The following is a 16,248-nucleotide window of genomic DNA, read 5'->3' on the forward strand; positions in this document are numbered from 1 at the left end:
GCAACGTCAAAAGGAGTGACATGCTCACGCGAGAGTCCCTTGTCCGGACCGCCCAGGTGCTGTGCATGGGCACCGCAGCCACGCTCGCCTCCGTCGCGCTGGCGCCCGCCGCCTCGGCCGCGACGCTGCCCGTGGCGTGCACCGAGGCCGCCCTGCGGAGCGCCATCACCACCGCCAACAACAGCCCCACGACCAGCGACACCCTCGTCCTGACACCCGGCTGCCCCTACGGGCTGACCCAGGAGCTGCCGGCCATCACGTCGCCGATCGTCATCAACGGCAACGGCGCCACCATCACCCGTGTGTCAGGAACATTCCGCATCCTCACGGTCGACGGCGGCAACCTGACCGCGCGAGGGGTCGCCCTCACCAACGGCGACGCCACGGGCAGCTCGGTCGAGAACGGCGCCGGCGGAGCCGTCGTCGTCAGGGGCAATGGCTCGCTGAGCCTCACCGGCGTCGCGATCCAGAACAACCGCGCCAACTTCGGCGGTGGCATCAGTGTGTTCAGCGGCTCCACGGCGCAGGTGATCGGGACTGCCTTCACGGGCAACCGGGCCGCCCAGAACGGCGGTGGCATCGCCAACGACGGCACCGTGACCGTCAGCTTCGGCTCGTTCAACCTGAACTCGGCCGGCGGCGTGGGCGGTGCCATCGCCAACATCGGCACGCTGACGGTCAACCTCAGCAACATGGTCAACAACCATGCGTCGAACGGCGGCGGCGGCCTCGCCAACGGCGTACCCGCCGCCAGCGGCGGAACCTCCACGCTGAACGCCAGCAACATCAGCAACAACTCGGCCGACGACGCGCACCCCGGTGGCATCTACAAGAACGGTGGCACCGTGACCCTGCGCGGCACCCGGGTCGCGGCCAATACCCCGAACAACTGCGCCACCAGCCCGGACCCGGTTCCCGGCTGCGTCGGCTGACCGGATTTCTCAGTAACCGAAGTCCTGCGTCCACCAAGGGCCGCCCGGCCCGAAGTGGACGCCGACTCCGAGGGTCTTGAAGTCGCAGTTCAGGATGTTGGCGCGGTGACCGGGGCTGTTCATCCAGGCCTCCATCACCGCCGCCGCGTCGGCCTGGCCGCGGGCTATGTTCTCGCCGCCGAGGTCGGTTATGCCGGCCTTCGCGGCCCGGGCCCACGGGGTGGCCCCGTCCGGGTCGGTGTGGTCGAAGAAGCCCCGTGCGGCCATGTCGTCGCTGAAGGCCTCGGCCAGCTTGGTCAGCGAGGAGTTCGCCGCCAGCGCGCTGCACCCGACCTTCGCCCGCTCCTCGTTGACCAGCTTCAGCACCTCCGCCTCGGCCGCGGCCGCCGCCGACACCGTCACCGGCGCGGAGCTCGCCGTCGGCGCCTTGGTCGCCCTGCGCGTCGGGGTGTGCTCCGGCTTGGCCGCCGTGGCGGCCGGCCTCGGCTTCGCCGGCCGCGCCCTCGTCGGTGCCTTCGTCGGCGTCGTCGTCGGCTTCTTCGTCGGCGTGGCGGAGGCCGAGGCGGACGTGGACGCAGAAGCGGAAGGGGAGGGGGGCGGGGTGCTCGGCGAGGTCGAGTGCCCGGCGCTGCCGCTCGTGGACGCGCCACCGCCCGGGATGTCCACGCTGCCCGAGGTGCCGCCCTGCTCGGTGGTCGTGTTGCTGGGCGAGCCCGCTGCCTGTACCCGGTCGCCGCCCGTGGTGCTCGTGCTGCCGCCGAGCTGGTAGTTCTCCAGTCCGGGCACCACACCCGTGGCCACCGCGACCGTGCCGAGGGCGACGGCGACGGAGACCCCGAGCAGACCCGTGCGCACCGGCTTCGCGACCTTCTTGCCGCGCCGGTGGCCGGGGGAGGAGCCGCCGTCCGGGGTGAAGCCGCTGCCGTCGGAACCGCCCGTACGCGGCTCGCCGTCCATCGCGTACAGGTAGGCCGTGCTCTTCGCGTTGGCCTCGGCGTACGCCTCCGGGTTCAGAAAGGGCGCGATGCCCATCGGGGAGCGGTCGCCGGGGGACGAGTTCTGCGGGTCTTCGCCGTCCGTGACGGAACGGTGCGTGTGTGTGACCCCCGTGGCGCGGCCCGTGGCGGCGCGGCCGGCGGCGGAGCGTCGGTGGCGTCCCATGTCCTTGCCTTCTCCCTCGTCTCGCGGCCGACCCGGCGGACCCGGCGCTCTGGGCGCCTCGGCGGTGAGTGACTCCTCTGGGGTCAAACCGACTCACTCGATCGAGTGAGTTTCATATGAGATTCATTGGGTTCGGACGGTACCGCATGCCGCTGGGAGAGGAAGTGTCCCGAGTGACATCGGCCCGTTAGGTTGCAGCCATGAGTGAGGATGTTCGACTGGTTGCCTGGGTCCGCGGACGCGTCCAAGGTGTGGGTTTCCGCTGGTTCACGCGGGCCAAGGCGCTGGAGATCGGCGGCCTGAGTGGTTTTGCTCTCAATTTGGGCGACGGCCGCGTCCAGGTGGTGGCGGAGGGGGCACGCGCGGGGTGCGAGGGGCTGCTGGACTGGCTCCAGGGCGGCGACACGCCCGGGCGCGTTGACGGTGTCACGGAGATCTGGGACACACCTCGCGGCGGTTACGACGGGTTCGCCATCCGCTGAGTCGATTCTGTAAAGCCCCGCAGGCCGGCCCGCGGCAACCTGCCACGGGCACCTGCCCACAGCAGAAATGGGCTGGTGGTTGCCAAGAAGGGCGCGGCATGGCAGGCTCCAGCGGTACAGCTGATCGTCACGCCCTGAGGGCCCCGCAGGAGACGCAGCGTCGCCGTCGAAACGGCCGCGCGCCCCGGGTTTGCCCGCCAATACAGGGCGTGATCGTGTTGACCGTCAAACTTTTTGGTGAGACGCTGAAAGCCCCGCGCACCTTAGCTGTTTGGCATGTAAGAACGGCAGAGCAACACTTGAGTGTGTCAAGCACCGCGGGTGCAAATCCCTCACGACCCACACCGCATCGGTCGGTCACTCAGTGTGGAGGACCATCCATCATGGCAAAGGCGCTTCTCGGTTACGTCGGCGGCTCCGACCCTCGACTCCTCGCCGAGATGCGACGGCTGCAGCAGCGTGTCCAGGACCTGGAGTCCGAGCTCGTACGGATCCAGGCGGAGAACGACGCGCTGACGGCTGCCGCCTCTCAGGACAGGATCATGGAGAGCATCGACGCACACCAGGCGGAGCCTGCGCTCACCTGATCGCTGCATCAGCTCCACGACAGCAGTCGCAGCGGTTGGGCTGCCCGTAATCAACCGCAATCAACCGCACAGGTGTCAGACGACTGGACCTCAGCCGTCAGATTTGCAAGGGACGCTTCGGCGTCCCTTCTTTCTTTCCCCGCGCATCCTTTCACCCTCTTTAACGTCTGGTGTGCCCTGCATGTTCAACGGCGAAACCGTGGGGTTGCGAGTGTCCGTGGAGTGAGATAGCGGCGGCAGGTAGAGTCCAGCGGCGTGCACCTCAAGGCCCTGACCCTCCGCGGGTTCAAGTCGTTCGCCTCGGCGACCACGCTCCGGTTCGAACCGGGGATCACGTGTGTCGTCGGCCCGAACGGCTCGGGCAAGTCCAACGTCGTGGACGCGCTCAGCTGGGTCATGGGCGAGCAGGGCGCCAAGTCGCTGCGCGGCGGCAAGATGGAGGACGTCATCTTCGCCGGCACCACCGGCCGCCCGCCGCTGGGCCGCGCCGAGGTGTCACTGACCATCGACAACTCCGACGGGGCGCTGCCCATCGAGTACGCCGAGGTCACCATCACGCGGATCATGTTCCGCAACGGCGGCAGCGAGTACCAGATCAACGGCGACACCTGCCGTCTGCTGGACATCCAGGAGCTGCTGTCCGACTCCGGCATCGGCCGCGAGATGCACGTCATCGTCGGCCAGGGCCAGCTCGACTCCGTCCTGCACGCGGATCCGATGGGCCGCCGCGCCTTCATCGAGGAGGCCGCCGGCGTCCTGAAGCACCGCAAGCGCAAGGAGAAGGCGCTGCGGAAGCTGGACGCCATGCAGGCCAACCTCGCGCGCGTGCAGGACCTCACCGACGAACTGCGCCGTCAGCTCAAGCCGCTCGGGCGCCAGGCGGCGGTCGCGCGCCGGGCCGCCGTCATCCAGGCGGATCTGCGCGACGTGCGCCTCAGGCTGCTCGCCGACGACCTTGTACGACTGCGCGAGGCCCTGAAGACCGAGATCGCCGACGAGGCCGCGCTCAAGGAGCGCAAGGAAGCCGCCGAGCAGGAACTGAAGAAGGCGCTCCAGCGGGAGGCCCTGCTGGAGGACGAGGTACGGCAGCTCACGCCGCGCCTCCAGCGCGCCCAGCAGACCTGGTACGAGCTGTCCCAGCTGGCCGAGCGGGTGCGCGGCACGATCTCGCTGGCCGACGCGCGCGTGAAGAGCGCCACCTCCGCACCCCCCGAGGAGCGGCGCGGCCGTGACCCCGAGGACATGGAGCGTGAGGCCGCCCGCATCCGCGAGCAGGAGGCCGAGCTGGAGGCTGCCCTGGAGGCGGCTCAGCGCGCCCTCGACGACACGGTGGCCCACCGCGCCGAGTTGGAGCGGGAACTGGCCATCGAGGAGCGCCGTCTCAAGGACGTCGCCCGCGCCATCGCCGACCGCCGCGAAGGACTGGCCCGCCTCTCCGGGCAGGTCAACGCGGCCCGCTCGCGTGCCGCCTCCGCCCAGGCCGAGATCGACCGGCTGGCCGTCGCCCGCGACGAGGCCCGGGAGCGCGCCGCCTCGGCCCAGGAGGAGTACGAGGCCCTGAAGGCCGAGGTCGACGGGCTCGACGCCGACGACGCCGAAGTCGCCGAGCAGCACGACGCGGCCAAACGCCGGCTCGCCGAGGCCGAGTCCGCACTGAGCGCGGCCCGCGAGGCGGCCACCGCCGCCGAACGCCGGCGCGCCGCGACCCAGGCCCGCCACGAGGCGCTGGCGCTGGGCCTCAGGCGGAAGGACGGCACCGGAATACTGCTGGGGGCACGGGACCGGCTCACCGGAATCCTCGGCCCGGCGGCGGAACTGCTGACGGTCACGCCGGGCTACGAGGTTCCGCTGGCCGCCGCTTTCGGGGCGGCGGCGGACGCGATCGCCGTGACGACCCCGGCATCGGCGGCGGAAGCGATCCGCATGCTGCGCAAGCAGGACGGCGGCCGAGCGGCGCTGCTCCTGGCCGGGGCCCCTGAGGAGCCGACGCCTGGGGACGCGCGCGCCAGTGGCGCGGGGCAGCATCCATGTGCGGCTCCGCCGCGGGGCGCGACCAGCCACGACGAGTCCGTGGACGACCGGCAACCCGGCGCCCCCCTCTTCGCCGCAGACCTGGTCCGCGGCCCCCGCGAGCTCATGCCGGCCGTCCGCAGGCTCCTGCACGGCATCGCCGTCGTGGACACCCTCGAGGACGCCGAAGACCTCGTCTACGCGCACCCGGAACTCACCGCCGTAACCGCCGAGGGCGACCTCCTCGGCGCCCACTTCGCGCACGGCGGGTCGGCCGGCGCACCGAGCCTGCTGGAGGTGCAGGCCTCCGTCGACGAGGCCGCCGCCGAGCTGGCCGAGCTGGCGGTCCGCTGCGAGGAGCTGGCCGAGGCACAGCACACGGCGGCCGAGCGCCGCGGGCTGGCCGCCGCGCTCGTCGAGGAGCTGGGGGAGCGGCGCCGGGCCGCCGATCGGGAGAAGTCGGGCGTCGCCCAGCAGCTCGGCCGGCTCGCCGGACAGGCGCGCGGCGCGGCCGGGGAGGCCGAGCGGTCGGCCGCGGCCGCCGCACGCGCGCAGGAGGCGCTGGAGAAGGCCGTACAGGAAGCCGAGGAACTGGCCGAACGGCTGGCCGTCGCCGAGGAGATGCCGGTCGAGGAGGAGCCGGACACCTCGGTGCGGGACCGGCTCGCCGCCGACGGAGCCAACGCACGGCAGACCGAGATGGAGGCCCGCCTCCAGGTCCGTACGCACGAGGAGCGGGTCAAGGGGCTGGCCGGGCGTGCCGACTCGCTGGACCGGGCCGCCCGCGCGGAACGCGAGGCACGCGCGCGTGCCGAACAGCGGCGGGCCCGGCTGCGGCACGAGGCCGCGGTCGCCGAGGCCGTCGCCTCCGGCGCCCGGCAGCTCCTCGCGCACGTCGAGGTGTCCCTGACCCGAGCCGAACAGGAGCGGGTCGCGGCCGAGGCCGCCAAGGCCAAGCGGGAGCAGGAGCTGACCGCCGCGCGCACCGCCGGGCGCGATCTCAAGGCGGAACTGGACAAGTTGAAGGACTCCGTGCACCGGGGCGAGGTGCTCGGTGCCGAGAAGCGGCTGCGGATCGAACAGCTGGAGACCAAGGCGCTGGAGGAACTGGGCGTCGAACCGGCCGGGCTCGTGTCCGAGTACGGCCCGCACCAGCTCGTGCCGCCCTCGCCGCCCGCCGCGGGCGAGGAGCCGCCGGAGACTGCATCCGACAGCGGCTCCGCCGCGGGCGAGCACCCGCGCAACCGGCCCAGGCCCTTCGTGCGGGCCGAGCAGGAGAAGCGGCTCAAGGCCGCCGAGCGGGCGTACCAGCAGCTGGGCAAGGTCAACCCGCTGGCGCTGGAGGAGTTCGCGGCGCTGGAGGAACGGCACAAGTTCCTCAGCGAGCAGCTGGAGGACCTGAAGAAGACCCGCGCCGACCTCCTTCAGGTGGTGAAGGAGGTGGACGAGCGCGTCGAGCAGGTCTTCACCGAGGCCTACCGGGACACGGCCCGGGAGTTCGAGGGCGTCTTCAGCCGGCTGTTCCCCGGCGGTGAGGGACGGCTGATCCTGACCGATCCCGACAACATGCTCACCACCGGCGTCGACGTCGAGGCCCGCCCGCCGGGCAAGAAGGTCAAGCGGCTCTCCCTGCTGTCGGGCGGCGAGCGGTCGCTGACCGCGGTGGCGATGCTGGTGTCGATCTTCAAGGCCCGGCCGAGCCCCTTCTACGTCATGGACGAGGTCGAGGCCGCCCTGGACGACACCAACCTCCAGCGGCTGATCCGGATCATGCAGGAGCTGCAGGAGACCTCGCAGCTGATCGTGATCACGCATCAGAAGCGCACGATGGAGGTCGCCGACGCGCTCTACGGCGTCTCCATGCAGGGCGATGGTGTGTCGAAGGTCATCTCACAGCGCCTTCGCTGACATTCACCCAAGATCAATCCACGTTCACTTATTGAACACAGACCCCCCGGGCGTATCTAAAAACTCACAGCAGCTGAGCTATTGACTTCGAAACTTGAAGGCATAGTCTCTGCAACGTTGCTTTTACCTTCAGGTCTCACTACCTGAGAGGGCTCACCCCCACCCCGGCAGCGTTGCCGTGGCCCGAGGAGTTTTTCGTGACCAGCACACAGCAGGCACCTCAGTCGGAAGCCAGGACGGCCCCACCCGAACATCTGGGGCATGTCATCTTCATCGCGGCGGCGGCCGCCATGGGCGGCTTCCTCTTCGGCTACGACAGCTCCGTCATCAATGGCGCCGTCGAGGCCATCCGGGACCGCTACGACATCGGCTCCGCGGCCCTCGCCCAGGTCATCGCCATCGCCCTGATCGGCTGTGCCGTCGGCGCCGCGACCGCCGGCCGCATAGCCGACCGGATCGGCCGCATCCGGGTCATGCAGATCGCCGCCCTGCTGTTCACGGTCAGTGCCGTCGGCTCGGCGCTGCCCTTCTCGCTGTGGGACTTCGCCTTCTGGCGCATCGTCGGCGGCTTCGCCATCGGCATGGCCTCCGTCATCGGCCCCGCCTACATCGCCGAGGTCGCCCCGCCCGCCTACCGCGGACGCCTCGGCTCCTTCCAGCAGGCCGCGATCGTCGTCGGCATCGCCATCTCCCAGCTGGTCAACTGGGGCCTGCTCAACGCCGTCGCCGGCGACCAGCGCGGCAAGCTGATGGGCCTGGAGGCCTGGCAGCTCATGCTCGGCGTGATGGTCGTGCCGGCCGTCCTGTACGGCCTGCTCTCCTTCGCGATCCCCGAGTCCCCGCGCTTCCTGCTCTCGGTCGGCAAGCGCGACCGTGCCAAGGAGATCCTCGCCGAGGTCGAGGGCAAGGGCACCGACCTGGACGCCCGCGTCGCCGAGATCGAGCACGCGATGAAGAGCGAGCACCAGTCCTCCTTCAAGGACCTGCTCGGCGGCGGCTTCTTCTTCAAGCCGATCGTCTGGATCGGTATCGGCCTGTCGGTCTTCCAGCAGTTCGTCGGCATCAACGTCGCGTTCTACTACTCCTCGACGCTGTGGCAGTCGGTCGGTGTCGACCCGACGGACTCGTTCTTCTACTCCTTCACGACGTCGATCATCAACATCGTCGGCACCGTGATCGCGATGATCTTCGTGGACCGCATCGGCCGCAAGCCGCTCGCGCTCATCGGCTCGGTCGGCATGGCCGTCGGCCTGGCGCTGGAGGCCTGGGCGTTCTCCTCCCACCTGGTGGACGGCAAGCTGCCCGCCACCCAGGGCTGGATCGCCCTGATCGCCGCCCACCTGTTCGTCCTCTTCTTCGCCCTGTCCTGGGGTGTGGTCGTCTGGGTCATGCTCGGCGAGATGTTCCCCAACAAGATCCGCGCCGCCGCCCTGGGCGTGGCCGCCGCAGCGCAGTGGATCGCCAACTGGGCCATCACGGCGAGCTTCCCGTCGCTGGCCGACTGGAACCTGTCCGGCACCTACGTGATCTACACGGTCTTCGCCGCGCTCTCCATCCCGTTCGTCCTGAAGTTCGTCAAGGAGACGAAGGGCAAGGCGCTGGAGGAGATGGGCTGAGGCCCCGCAGTCCCGAGGAGACGGGCCAAGTCCCCGCTGCCCGGCTCCTCGCACCGTCCGCCGCCCCCGGCCCGGCCACTGCCCGGTCCGGGGGCGGCGGTCTGCCGTCCCACCGGATGACCACGCCACCGCCGATCTCCAGGGCCTTGCGGCAGCTCTCCTCGATGATCCGCAACCGGTCCCCGATGCCGTCGTGCTCCAAGCAGGCGCCCAGCGCGCGCACGCACTCCGATCCCCACGCCGTCGTAGTCGACCGAACCACCGGTTGTCGCCGCAGCTCAGCCCCCCACCGCCGGAAGCACCCGCTCCGCGAACAGCCGCAGGCTCCGCCACCCCTCCTCCACCGGCATCCCGCCCGCCAGCGGATGCAGGACGAGACTGTCCAGGCCCTGGGCCACGCACTGCTCCGGCGTGAGGATCCGGTACACGCCCTCCGCGCGCAGCTCCTCCACCGTCGTCGCCGCCGACCTCACCGCCGACGTGATGTCCCCGGACTGCCAGGAGGCATACGTCCGCGCCTCGTGCAGGAAGTGCTCGCCGTAGGTGGACCACGCCCGGTCCGGGTCCTCGGCGATGTGCAGCAGGGGAGTCTCGGCCGCGGGCATCATGACCCAGCCCTCGGTGCCGTACTCCGTGAGCTTCTCCTTGTAGTACGCCTCCAGCTCCGGCAGATGCGCGCTCGGGAAGAACGGCAGGCCGAGGCGGGCGGCCCGGCGGGCGGCGGCCTTCGAGGAACCGCCGACCAGCAGCAGGGGGTGCGGATCGGTGAACGGGCGCGGGGTGAGTCGTACCGTACGGCCCCGGTAGGTGAACTCCTCGCCGGTCCAGGCCTTCAGCAGGGTCTCCAGCAGCTCGTCCTGGAGCCGGCCGCGCCGCTTCCAGTCCACGTCGAACAGGGTGTACTCCTCGGGCCGGTAGCCGATCCCGGCCACCGTCACCAGCCGCCCGCTGCTGAGCAGGTCCAGGACCGCGATCTCCTCGGCCAACCGCAGCGGGTCGTGCAGCGGGCCGATCACCGCCGAGACGGTGACCGCGATGCTCCGGGTCGCCCCGAACACCGCCCCCGCGAAGGCGAACGGCGACGGCAGCCAGTTGTTGTCGGCGCCGTGGTGCTCCTCGGTCTGCACGGTGCTGATCCCGTGCTCGTCCGCGTACGCGGCCATCTCCAGGGCGGCCCGGTAACGGGCGGCAAGCGCGGCGGGGGCGGCTCCGGGAGCGACGAGGTTGAAACGTACGACCGTGACGGGCATGGGAAGTCCCCCTCCGGTGCGGCTCGGTGGAGGGGACGGTAGCTGACGATGCATCAGACAGCCAGAGCTGCGCCTCCTCGGCTTGCTTCGCCGACGGGCCGGTGAACCAGCTGGTCGCACTTCTGGACGGCGTTGATGCCCAGCCCGGAGATCGCGAAGGTCGCGACGGCGGAGGCCGGCAGGATCACCAGGTCCAGCACGCTGTTCGCCTTGATGCCCAGCGCGAGGCCCAGGATGGTGAGCATCGCGTTGGCGCCGGTCACCGCGTCGATCGTCTCCCGGCGACGCGGCCCTGATCAGGGAACGGGTGACCAGGCGGGGGGTCACGCATACTGGAGCCGTTATGGAAACCGTCATCCTTGCTGTAGTCATCGCCGTGGTCGTGCTCGGCGCGCTCGGCGGGCTCATCGTCGGCAGTCGGCGCCGTAAGCCGCTGCCCCCGCCGCCGCCCGCCGCGCCCGACATCACCGCGCCCCCGGCCGAGCCGCATGTCGGCGACGAGGCCGAGACACCGCGCGACGAACCGCGCCGGACGATCGAGGAGGTGGATCTCCCCGGCGGCTCGGCACCGGTCGCCGTGGAGGAGCCCCCCGCCGGCCCAGCTCTCGAAGCTCCCGAGATCGAGATCCCGGAGCCCACCGCAGGACGGCTGGTCCGCCTGCGCGCCCGCCTGTCCCGCTCGCAGAACGCCCTCGGCAAGGGCCTGCTCACGCTGCTCTCCCGCGAGCACCTCGACGAGGAGACCTGGGAGGAGGTCGAGGACATCCTGCTCACCGCCGACGTCGGCGTGCAGCCCACCCAGGAGCTGGTCGAGGGGCTGCGCGAGCGCGTCAAGGTGCTCGGCACCCGCACCCCCGACGAACTGCGCGGCCTGCTGCGCGAGGAGCTGCTCAAGCTGGTCGGCACCGATGTCGACCGCTCGGTGAAGACCGAGCCCGAGGACCGCAAGCCCGGCATCGTGATGGTCGTCGGCGTCAACGGCACCGGCAAGACCACCACGACCGGCAAGCTCGCCCGCGTCCTGGTGGCCGACGGCCGTACCGTCGTCCTCGGTGCCGCGGACACCTTCCGTGCCGCCGCCGCCGACCAGCTGCAGACCTGGGGCGAGCGCGTCGGCGCCTACACCGTGCGCGGGCCGGAGGCCGGCGACCCCGCCTCCGTCGCCTTCGACGCGGTCAAGGAAGGCAAGGAGATGGGGGTCGACGTCGTCCTCATCGACACCGCAGGGCGTCTGCACACCAAGGCCGGCCTCATGGACGAGCTGGGCAAGGTCAAGCGCGTGGTCGAGAAGCACGCGCCGCTGGACGAGGTGCTGCTCGTCCTCGACGCCACCACCGGCCAGAACGGTCTGGTGCAGGCCCGGGTGTTCGCCGAGGTCGTGGACATCACCGGCATCGTGCTGACCAAGCTGGACGGCACGGCGAAGGGCGGCATCGTGGTCGCGGTCCAGCGCGAGCTGGGGGTGCCGGTCAAGCTGGTGGGCCTCGGCGAGGGCGCGGACGACCTGGCGCCGTTCGAGCCGGAGGCGTTCGTGGATGCCCTTATCGGTGACTGACCGCCGGGGCGTGGATTTACTGCCCACTTCGAAGAGGCGCCCGTTCCCAAGGTGCAGTTGGGGACGGGCGCTTCGCCTTGCAGCGTTCGGCTAGGCGCGGGCGCGCGACCGGTGTGCCACGTACGCCAGCGTGCCCAGCAGCAGCCGGGCCGCCGGTGGACGGGTCGCCGAGTCCAGGGCCGGCGGGCGCAGCCAGCGCACCGGGCCGAGGCCGCCCCGGTCGGAGGGCGGGGCGGTGACGTACGTGCCCGGGCCGAGGCCGCGCAGGTCCAGGGCGGACGGGTCGTCCCAGCCCATGCGGTACAGCAGCTGGGGGAGGTCGGCGGCGGCACCGGGCGCGACGAAGAAGTGGGCGCGGCCGTCCGGGGTCGCGGTGACCGGGCCGAGCGGGAGGCCCATGCGCTCCAGGCGGACCAGGGCGTGGCGCCCGGCGGGCTCGGCGACCTCGATGACGTCGAACGCGTGCCCGACGGGCAGCATCACGGACGCGCCCGGGAACTCGGCCCAGGCCTTGGTCACCTCGTCGAGCGTGGCCCCGGCAGACATCTGCGGCGCGAAGTCGAGCGGGTGTGCGCCCGGCGCGCGGCAGTCGGCGTGCCCGCAGGAGCAGGCGCCCGCCGCGGCCCGTGCGCCCGGCACCACGTCCCAGCCCCAGAGCCCGGTGAACTCGGCGACGGCGGTGCACTCCGACGAGCGGCCGCGTCGACGCGTGCCGGAGCGGATCTCGCGGATGCCGCCGATCGTGAAGCCCATGCCCCCTCCAACGGGTCCAGCGCGCCGGTGGTTACGACACGGAGCGAGACGAAAGCGGAACGTGACGTCCACGGCTCCGCCTTCCCCGACGCTCGTCAGATGAAGGCAGCGCCTTGCAGCGCCACAGGTGGTGCATCGGAGTCTGCGCGCCCCTGGGTGCATCACTCCGCCCACTTCTCGCCGTCCTATGTCAAGTGAATCGCGTGGGAGCGACCATGAGTTCATTCGAAGGGGTGGCGAATGGTGGCGTTTCAGGGATCGCCATGGCTGGACCGGTGATCGTAGGATTACTGTGAGTGTGCGAGGCCTGGGGGCACATGCACCCGTGGGTATGCCGGAGGCAAGTCGTCAGCTCGTTCGAAGGGTGAGAACCAGCGGACGAGAGGCCGTATTGACCGGCATTCTGATAGGGCTTGGCGCGTGACGGTCTCCTTCCGGGGCGACCGAAGATCGCAACGGCGACAAGTGGTCTCAGGGATGGGGGCGTTCCAGTGGGCGGCAACGGCGGTAGCAGTACGAACGCTGACAAGCGCCCCAACGAGCTGCTCGGTTCGTGGTTCGTGCGCAGCGGCTGGTCCAAGGGCGAGCTGGCCCGCCAGGTGAACCGCAGGGCGCGCCAGTTGGGTGCCAACCACATCTCCACGGACACCTCGCGGGTGCGCCGCTGGCTGGACGGGGAGAATCCGCGCGAGCCGATCCCGCGGATCCTCTCGGAGCTGTTCTCCGAGCGCTTCGGCTGCGTCGTCTCCATCGAGGACCTCGGTCTGCGCGCCGCCCGCCAGTCACCCTCCGCGTCCGGCGTCGACCTGCCCTGGACGGGCCCGCAGACGGTGGCCCTGCTCAGCGAGTTCTCGCGCAGCGACCTGATGCTGGCGCGGCGCGGCTTCCTCGGGACCTCGCTGGCCCTGTCCGCGGGCCCGTCCCTCATCGAGCCCATGCAGCGCTGGCTCGTGCCGACCCCGTCCTCGCCCCTCCCGACGGAGTCCGAGCCCTTCCTCGACTCCCGCAGGCCCGGCCGGCTGTCCAAGCCCGAGCTGGACCTGCTGGAGTCCACCACCCGGATGTTCCGCCAGTGGGACGCCCAGTGCGGCGGCGGCCTGCGCCGCAAGGCGGTCGTCGGCCAGCTCCACGAGGTCACCGACCTCCTCCAGGAGCCCCAGCCCGAGGCCACCACCCGCAAGCTGTTCAAGGTCGCCGCCGAGCTGGCCGAGCTGGCCGGCTGGATGTCGTACGACGTCGGGCTCCAGCCCACCGCGCAGAAGTACTTCGTCCTCGCGCTGCACGCCGCCAAGGAGGCCGGCGACAAGCCGCTCGGCTCGTACATCCTCTCCAGCATGAGCCGCCAGATGATCCATCTCGGCCGGCCCGACGACGCCCTGGAGCTGATCCACCTCGCCCAGTACGGCAGCCGCGACTGTGCCAGCCCGCGCACCCAGTCCATGCTGTATGCGATGGAGGCCCGCGCGTACGCCAACATGGGGCAGCCCGGCAAGTGCAAGCGGGCGGTCCGGATGGCCGAGAACACCTTCGCCGAGGCCGACGAGTGGGACGAGCCGGACCCCGACTGGATCCGCTTCTTCTCCGAGGCCGAGCTGTACGGGGAGAATTCCCACTCCTTCCGCGACCTCGCCTACGTCGCCGGACGCAGCCCGGCCTACGCCTCGCTGGCCGAGCCGCTGATGCAGCGGGCGGTGGAGCTGTTCGCCAAGGACGGCGAGCACCAGCGGTCGTATGCGCTGAACCTGATCGGTATGGCGACCGTGCACCTGCTCCAGCGCGAGCCCGAGCGCAGCACGGAGTACGCCTCGCGGGCCATGGAGATCGCCAAGAAGGTCCGCTCCGAGCGTGTGAACACTCGTATTCGAAAGACGGTCGACACGGCCGTGCGCGACTTCGGCGACCTCACCGCCGTCGTCGACCTCACCGACCAGCTCGCCGTCGACCTGCCGGAGACCGCCGAGGCGGTCTGAGCACAGCAGGACACCCATGCCCCGGCCGCGGCCGGTCCTCCCGAACTGCCCGACACGGCTCCCCCATGCCAGGTCATCGGAAGGCCCGCCGCGGCCGGTTTCCTGCGCGCGAGGAAGGTTGCGCCACGATAACGATCCGGCGGCCGAACATCTCGCACTTCATCTACGCGTAACACGCAGGGCGCCTTCGTCACCCCGGTGAAACAACGAGGGGCTTCCACCGAAACGGCGCTGCGCCAGTCTCTGGCGCATAACCGCCCACCCCTCACTTGACCGGACCGCTCAGGCACCGCCCGCACGGGGCCGTACCAACCGACGAGGAGACGCCGATGGCACCAGCCATCACGCTTGCCGCGGAGGCACCCAAGCTGTCATCCGCGAACACAGGCTTCATGCTCATCTGTTCCGCCCTGGTGCTGCTCATGACCCCGGGCCTGGCCTTCTTCTACGGAGGCATGGTCCGCGTCAAGAGCACCCTCAACATGCTGATGATGAGCTTCATCAGCATGGGCATCGTCACCATTCTGTGGGTGCTCTACGGCTTCTCCCTCGCCTTCGGCACGAACAACAGCCTCATCGGCTGGAACTCCGACTGGTTCGGCCTCAGCAACATCGGGCTGACGGAGCTGTGGGACGGCTACACCATCCCGATCTTCGTCTTCATGGTCTTCCAGCTGATGTTCGCGATCATCACGCCGGCCCTGATAAGCGGTGCCCTCGCGGACCGCGTCAAGTTCTCGGCCTGGTCGCTGTTCATCGCCCTGTGGGTCACGGTCGTCTACGTCCCGGTCGCCCACTGGGTCTGGGGCGCCGACGGCTGGGCCTACAAGCTCGGCGTGATCGACTTTGCCGGTGGTACGGCGGTCCACATCAACGCGGGTGCCGCGGCGCTCGGCGTGATCCTGGTCATCGGCAAGCGCGTCGGCTTCAAGAAGGACCCGATGCGCCCGCACAGCCTCCCGCTGGTCATGCTCGGTGCCGGTCTGCTGTGGTTCGGCTGGTTCGGCTTCAACGCCGGCTCGTGGCTCGGCAACGACGACGGCGTCGGCGCGCTGATGTTCGTCAACACGCAGGTCGCGACCGCCGCCGCCATGCTGGCCTGGCTCGCCTACGAGAAGATCCGGCACGGCGCGTTCACCACGCTGGGCGCCGCCTCCGGCGCGGTCGCCGGTCTCGTCGCGATCACCCCGTCCGGCGGCGCGGTCTCCCCGCTCGGCGCGATCGCCGTCGGCGCCATCGCCGGTGTCGCCTGCGCCGCGGCCGTCGGCCTGAAGTTCAAGTTCGGCTACGACGACTCGCTCGACGTCGTCGGCGTCCACATGGTCGGCGGCATCATCGGCTCCCTGCTCATCGGCTTCTTCGCCACCGGCAAGGGCCAGTCCACCGCCACGGGCGTCTTCTACGGCGACCACTCCTTCGACCAGCTGTGGAAGCAGTGCGCCGGTGTCGGCGCGGTCCTCGCCTACTCCCTGATCGTCTCCGCGGTCCTCGCCTTCCTGCTCGACAAGACGATCGGGATGCGGGTCACCGAGGACGAGGAGATCTCCGGCATCGACCAGGCGGAGCACGCCGAGACCGCATACGACTTCAGCGGTGCCGGCGGCGGTGTCGTCGGATCCGTCGCCCCCGCCGCGGCCCTGGCCGCCGCGCAGAGCAAGAAGGTGGACGCATGAAGCTCATCACCGCCGTCGTCAAGCCCCACCGGCTCGACGAGATCAAGGAGGCCCTCCAGGCCTTCGGCGTCCACGGACTGACGGTCACCGAGGCGAGCGGTTACGGTCGTCAGCGGGGCCACACCGAGGTCTACCGCGGTGCCGAGTACACCGTCGACCTGGTCCCCAAGATCCGCATCGAGGTGCTGGCCGAGGACGACGACGCCGAGCAGCTGATCGAGGTGATCGTCAAGGCGGCCCGCACCGGCAAGATCGGTGACGGCAAGGTCTGGTCCCTGCCGGTCGAGACGGCCGTACGCGTCCGTACCGGCGAGCGCGGCCCGGACGCGCTCTGATCACGACAGAAGGACA

The 16,248-nt window shown here is 70.5% G+C and carries 12 protein-coding genes and 1 pseudogene; 9 read left to right on the forward strand and 4 right to left on the reverse strand.

Going from position 1 to position 16,248, the window contains the following annotated elements; translation table 11 throughout:
- The first annotated feature begins 20 nt into the window (after window positions 1-20).
- Window positions 21-932, forward strand: coding sequence for a hypothetical protein (locus ACZ5DS_RS15045; RefSeq protein ID WP_468237830.1), 912 nt, complete (start codon window positions 21-23; stop codon window positions 930-932).
- A gap of 9 nt (window positions 933-941) precedes the next feature.
- On the opposite strand, the gene ACZ5DS_RS15050 is transcribed toward ACZ5DS_RS15045, so the two are convergent.
- A complete protein-coding gene (locus ACZ5DS_RS15050) occupies window positions 942-2,093 on the reverse strand; it encodes a CAP domain-containing protein (protein WP_468237833.1) in 1,152 nt (383 codons plus the stop codon).
- 200 nt (window positions 2,094-2,293) lie between these two features.
- On the opposite strand from ACZ5DS_RS15050, the gene ACZ5DS_RS15055 reads away from it, so the two are divergent.
- The 4 genes from ACZ5DS_RS15055 (at window position 2,294) to ACZ5DS_RS15070 (ending at window position 8,696) form a co-directional block, all read left to right on the forward strand.
- Window positions 2,294-2,575 (forward strand): acylphosphatase, encoded by a 282-nt coding sequence (locus tag ACZ5DS_RS15055; RefSeq protein ID WP_468237835.1) that lies wholly within the window; start codon window positions 2,294-2,296, stop codon window positions 2,573-2,575.
- 383 nt (window positions 2,576-2,958) lie between these two features.
- Complete coding sequence (locus ACZ5DS_RS15060) at window positions 2,959-3,162, forward strand: hypothetical protein (protein WP_023546484.1); 204 nt, start codon at window positions 2,959-2,961, stop codon at window positions 3,160-3,162.
- Window positions 3,163-3,417: 255 nt separating this feature from the next.
- Window positions 3,418-7,080: a chromosome segregation protein SMC gene (gene smc, locus ACZ5DS_RS15065; protein WP_468237838.1), complete on the forward strand. Its 3,663-nt coding sequence runs from the start codon at window positions 3,418-3,420 to the stop codon at window positions 7,078-7,080.
- Window positions 7,081-7,277: 197 nt separating this feature from the next.
- Window positions 7,278-8,696 (forward strand): sugar porter family MFS transporter, encoded by a 1,419-nt coding sequence (locus ACZ5DS_RS15070; protein ID WP_468237840.1) that lies wholly within the window; start codon window positions 7,278-7,280, stop codon window positions 8,694-8,696.
- Between the two features lie 278 nt (window positions 8,697-8,974).
- On the opposite strand, the gene ACZ5DS_RS15075 is transcribed toward ACZ5DS_RS15070, so the two are convergent.
- Together ACZ5DS_RS15075 and ACZ5DS_RS15080 are read right to left on the reverse strand one after the other, a co-directional pair.
- A complete protein-coding gene (locus tag ACZ5DS_RS15075; RefSeq protein ID WP_468237842.1) occupies window positions 8,975-9,946 on the reverse strand; it encodes an LLM class flavin-dependent oxidoreductase in 972 nt (323 codons plus the stop codon).
- Window positions 9,947-10,056: 110 nt separating this feature from the next.
- Window positions 10,057-10,224 (reverse strand): annotated as a pseudogene (locus ACZ5DS_RS15080) (cytosine permease); the annotation flags it as partial.
- A gap of 65 nt (window positions 10,225-10,289) precedes the next feature.
- On the opposite strand from ACZ5DS_RS15080, the gene ftsY reads away from it, so the two are divergent.
- Entirely contained in the window at window positions 10,290-11,501 is a 1,212-nt protein-coding gene (gene ftsY, locus ACZ5DS_RS15085; RefSeq protein ID WP_468237845.1) for a signal recognition particle-docking protein FtsY, read from the forward strand.
- Between the two features lie 90 nt (window positions 11,502-11,591).
- Here ftsY and ACZ5DS_RS15090 read toward each other — a convergent pair whose 3' ends face one another.
- Window positions 11,592-12,254, reverse strand: a complete 663-nt coding sequence (locus ACZ5DS_RS15090) for a bifunctional DNA primase/polymerase (protein ID WP_468237847.1) — start codon at window positions 12,252-12,254, stop codon at window positions 11,592-11,594.
- 491 nt (window positions 12,255-12,745) lie between these two features.
- Here ACZ5DS_RS15090 and nsdA point away from each other — a divergent pair, with 491 nt between their 5' ends.
- The 3 genes from nsdA (at window position 12,746) to ACZ5DS_RS15105 (ending at window position 16,232) form a co-directional block, all read left to right on the forward strand.
- On the forward strand, window positions 12,746-14,224 hold the full coding sequence (gene nsdA, locus ACZ5DS_RS15095) for a transcriptional repressor NsdA (RefSeq protein WP_468237850.1): 1,479 nt from the start codon (window positions 12,746-12,748) through the stop codon (window positions 14,222-14,224).
- A gap of 329 nt (window positions 14,225-14,553) precedes the next feature.
- Window positions 14,554-15,897, forward strand: coding sequence for an ammonium transporter (locus ACZ5DS_RS15100; protein WP_468237853.1), 1,344 nt, complete (start codon window positions 14,554-14,556; stop codon window positions 15,895-15,897).
- Window positions 15,894-16,232, forward strand: a complete 339-nt coding sequence (locus ACZ5DS_RS15105; RefSeq protein WP_030990174.1) for a P-II family nitrogen regulator — start codon at window positions 15,894-15,896, stop codon at window positions 16,230-16,232. The genes ACZ5DS_RS15100 and ACZ5DS_RS15105 overlap by 4 nt, the downstream gene beginning before the upstream one ends.
- The last annotated feature ends 16 nt before the right edge of the window (window positions 16,233-16,248 follow it).

The sequence above is a fragment of the Streptomyces sp. NPDC031100 genome (assembly GCF_055570785.1).

Coding starts and splice junctions, on each gene's coding strand:
- ACZ5DS_RS15050 (WP_468237833.1), bottom strand. CDS start 2,093: ATGGGACGCCACCGACGCTCCGCCGCCGGCCGCGCCGCCACGGGCCGC.
- ftsY (WP_468237845.1), top strand. CDS start 10,290: ATGGAAACCGTCATCCTTGCTGTAGTCATCGCCGTGGTCGTGCTCGGC.
- ACZ5DS_RS15060 (WP_023546484.1), top strand. CDS start 2,959: ATGGCAAAGGCGCTTCTCGGTTACGTCGGCGGCTCCGACCCTCGACTC.
- ACZ5DS_RS15075 (WP_468237842.1), bottom strand. CDS start 9,946: ATGCCCGTCACGGTCGTACGTTTCAACCTCGTCGCTCCCGGAGCCGCC.
- ACZ5DS_RS15055 (WP_468237835.1), top strand. CDS start 2,294: ATGAGTGAGGATGTTCGACTGGTTGCCTGGGTCCGCGGACGCGTCCAA.
- ACZ5DS_RS15090 (WP_468237847.1), bottom strand. CDS start 12,254: ATGGGCTTCACGATCGGCGGCATCCGCGAGATCCGCTCCGGCACGCGT.
- ACZ5DS_RS15105 (WP_030990174.1), top strand. CDS start 15,894: ATGAAGCTCATCACCGCCGTCGTCAAGCCCCACCGGCTCGACGAGATC.
- ACZ5DS_RS15100 (WP_468237853.1), top strand. CDS start 14,554: ATGGCACCAGCCATCACGCTTGCCGCGGAGGCACCCAAGCTGTCATCC.
- ACZ5DS_RS15045 (WP_468237830.1), top strand. CDS start 21: ATGCTCACGCGAGAGTCCCTTGTCCGGACCGCCCAGGTGCTGTGCATG.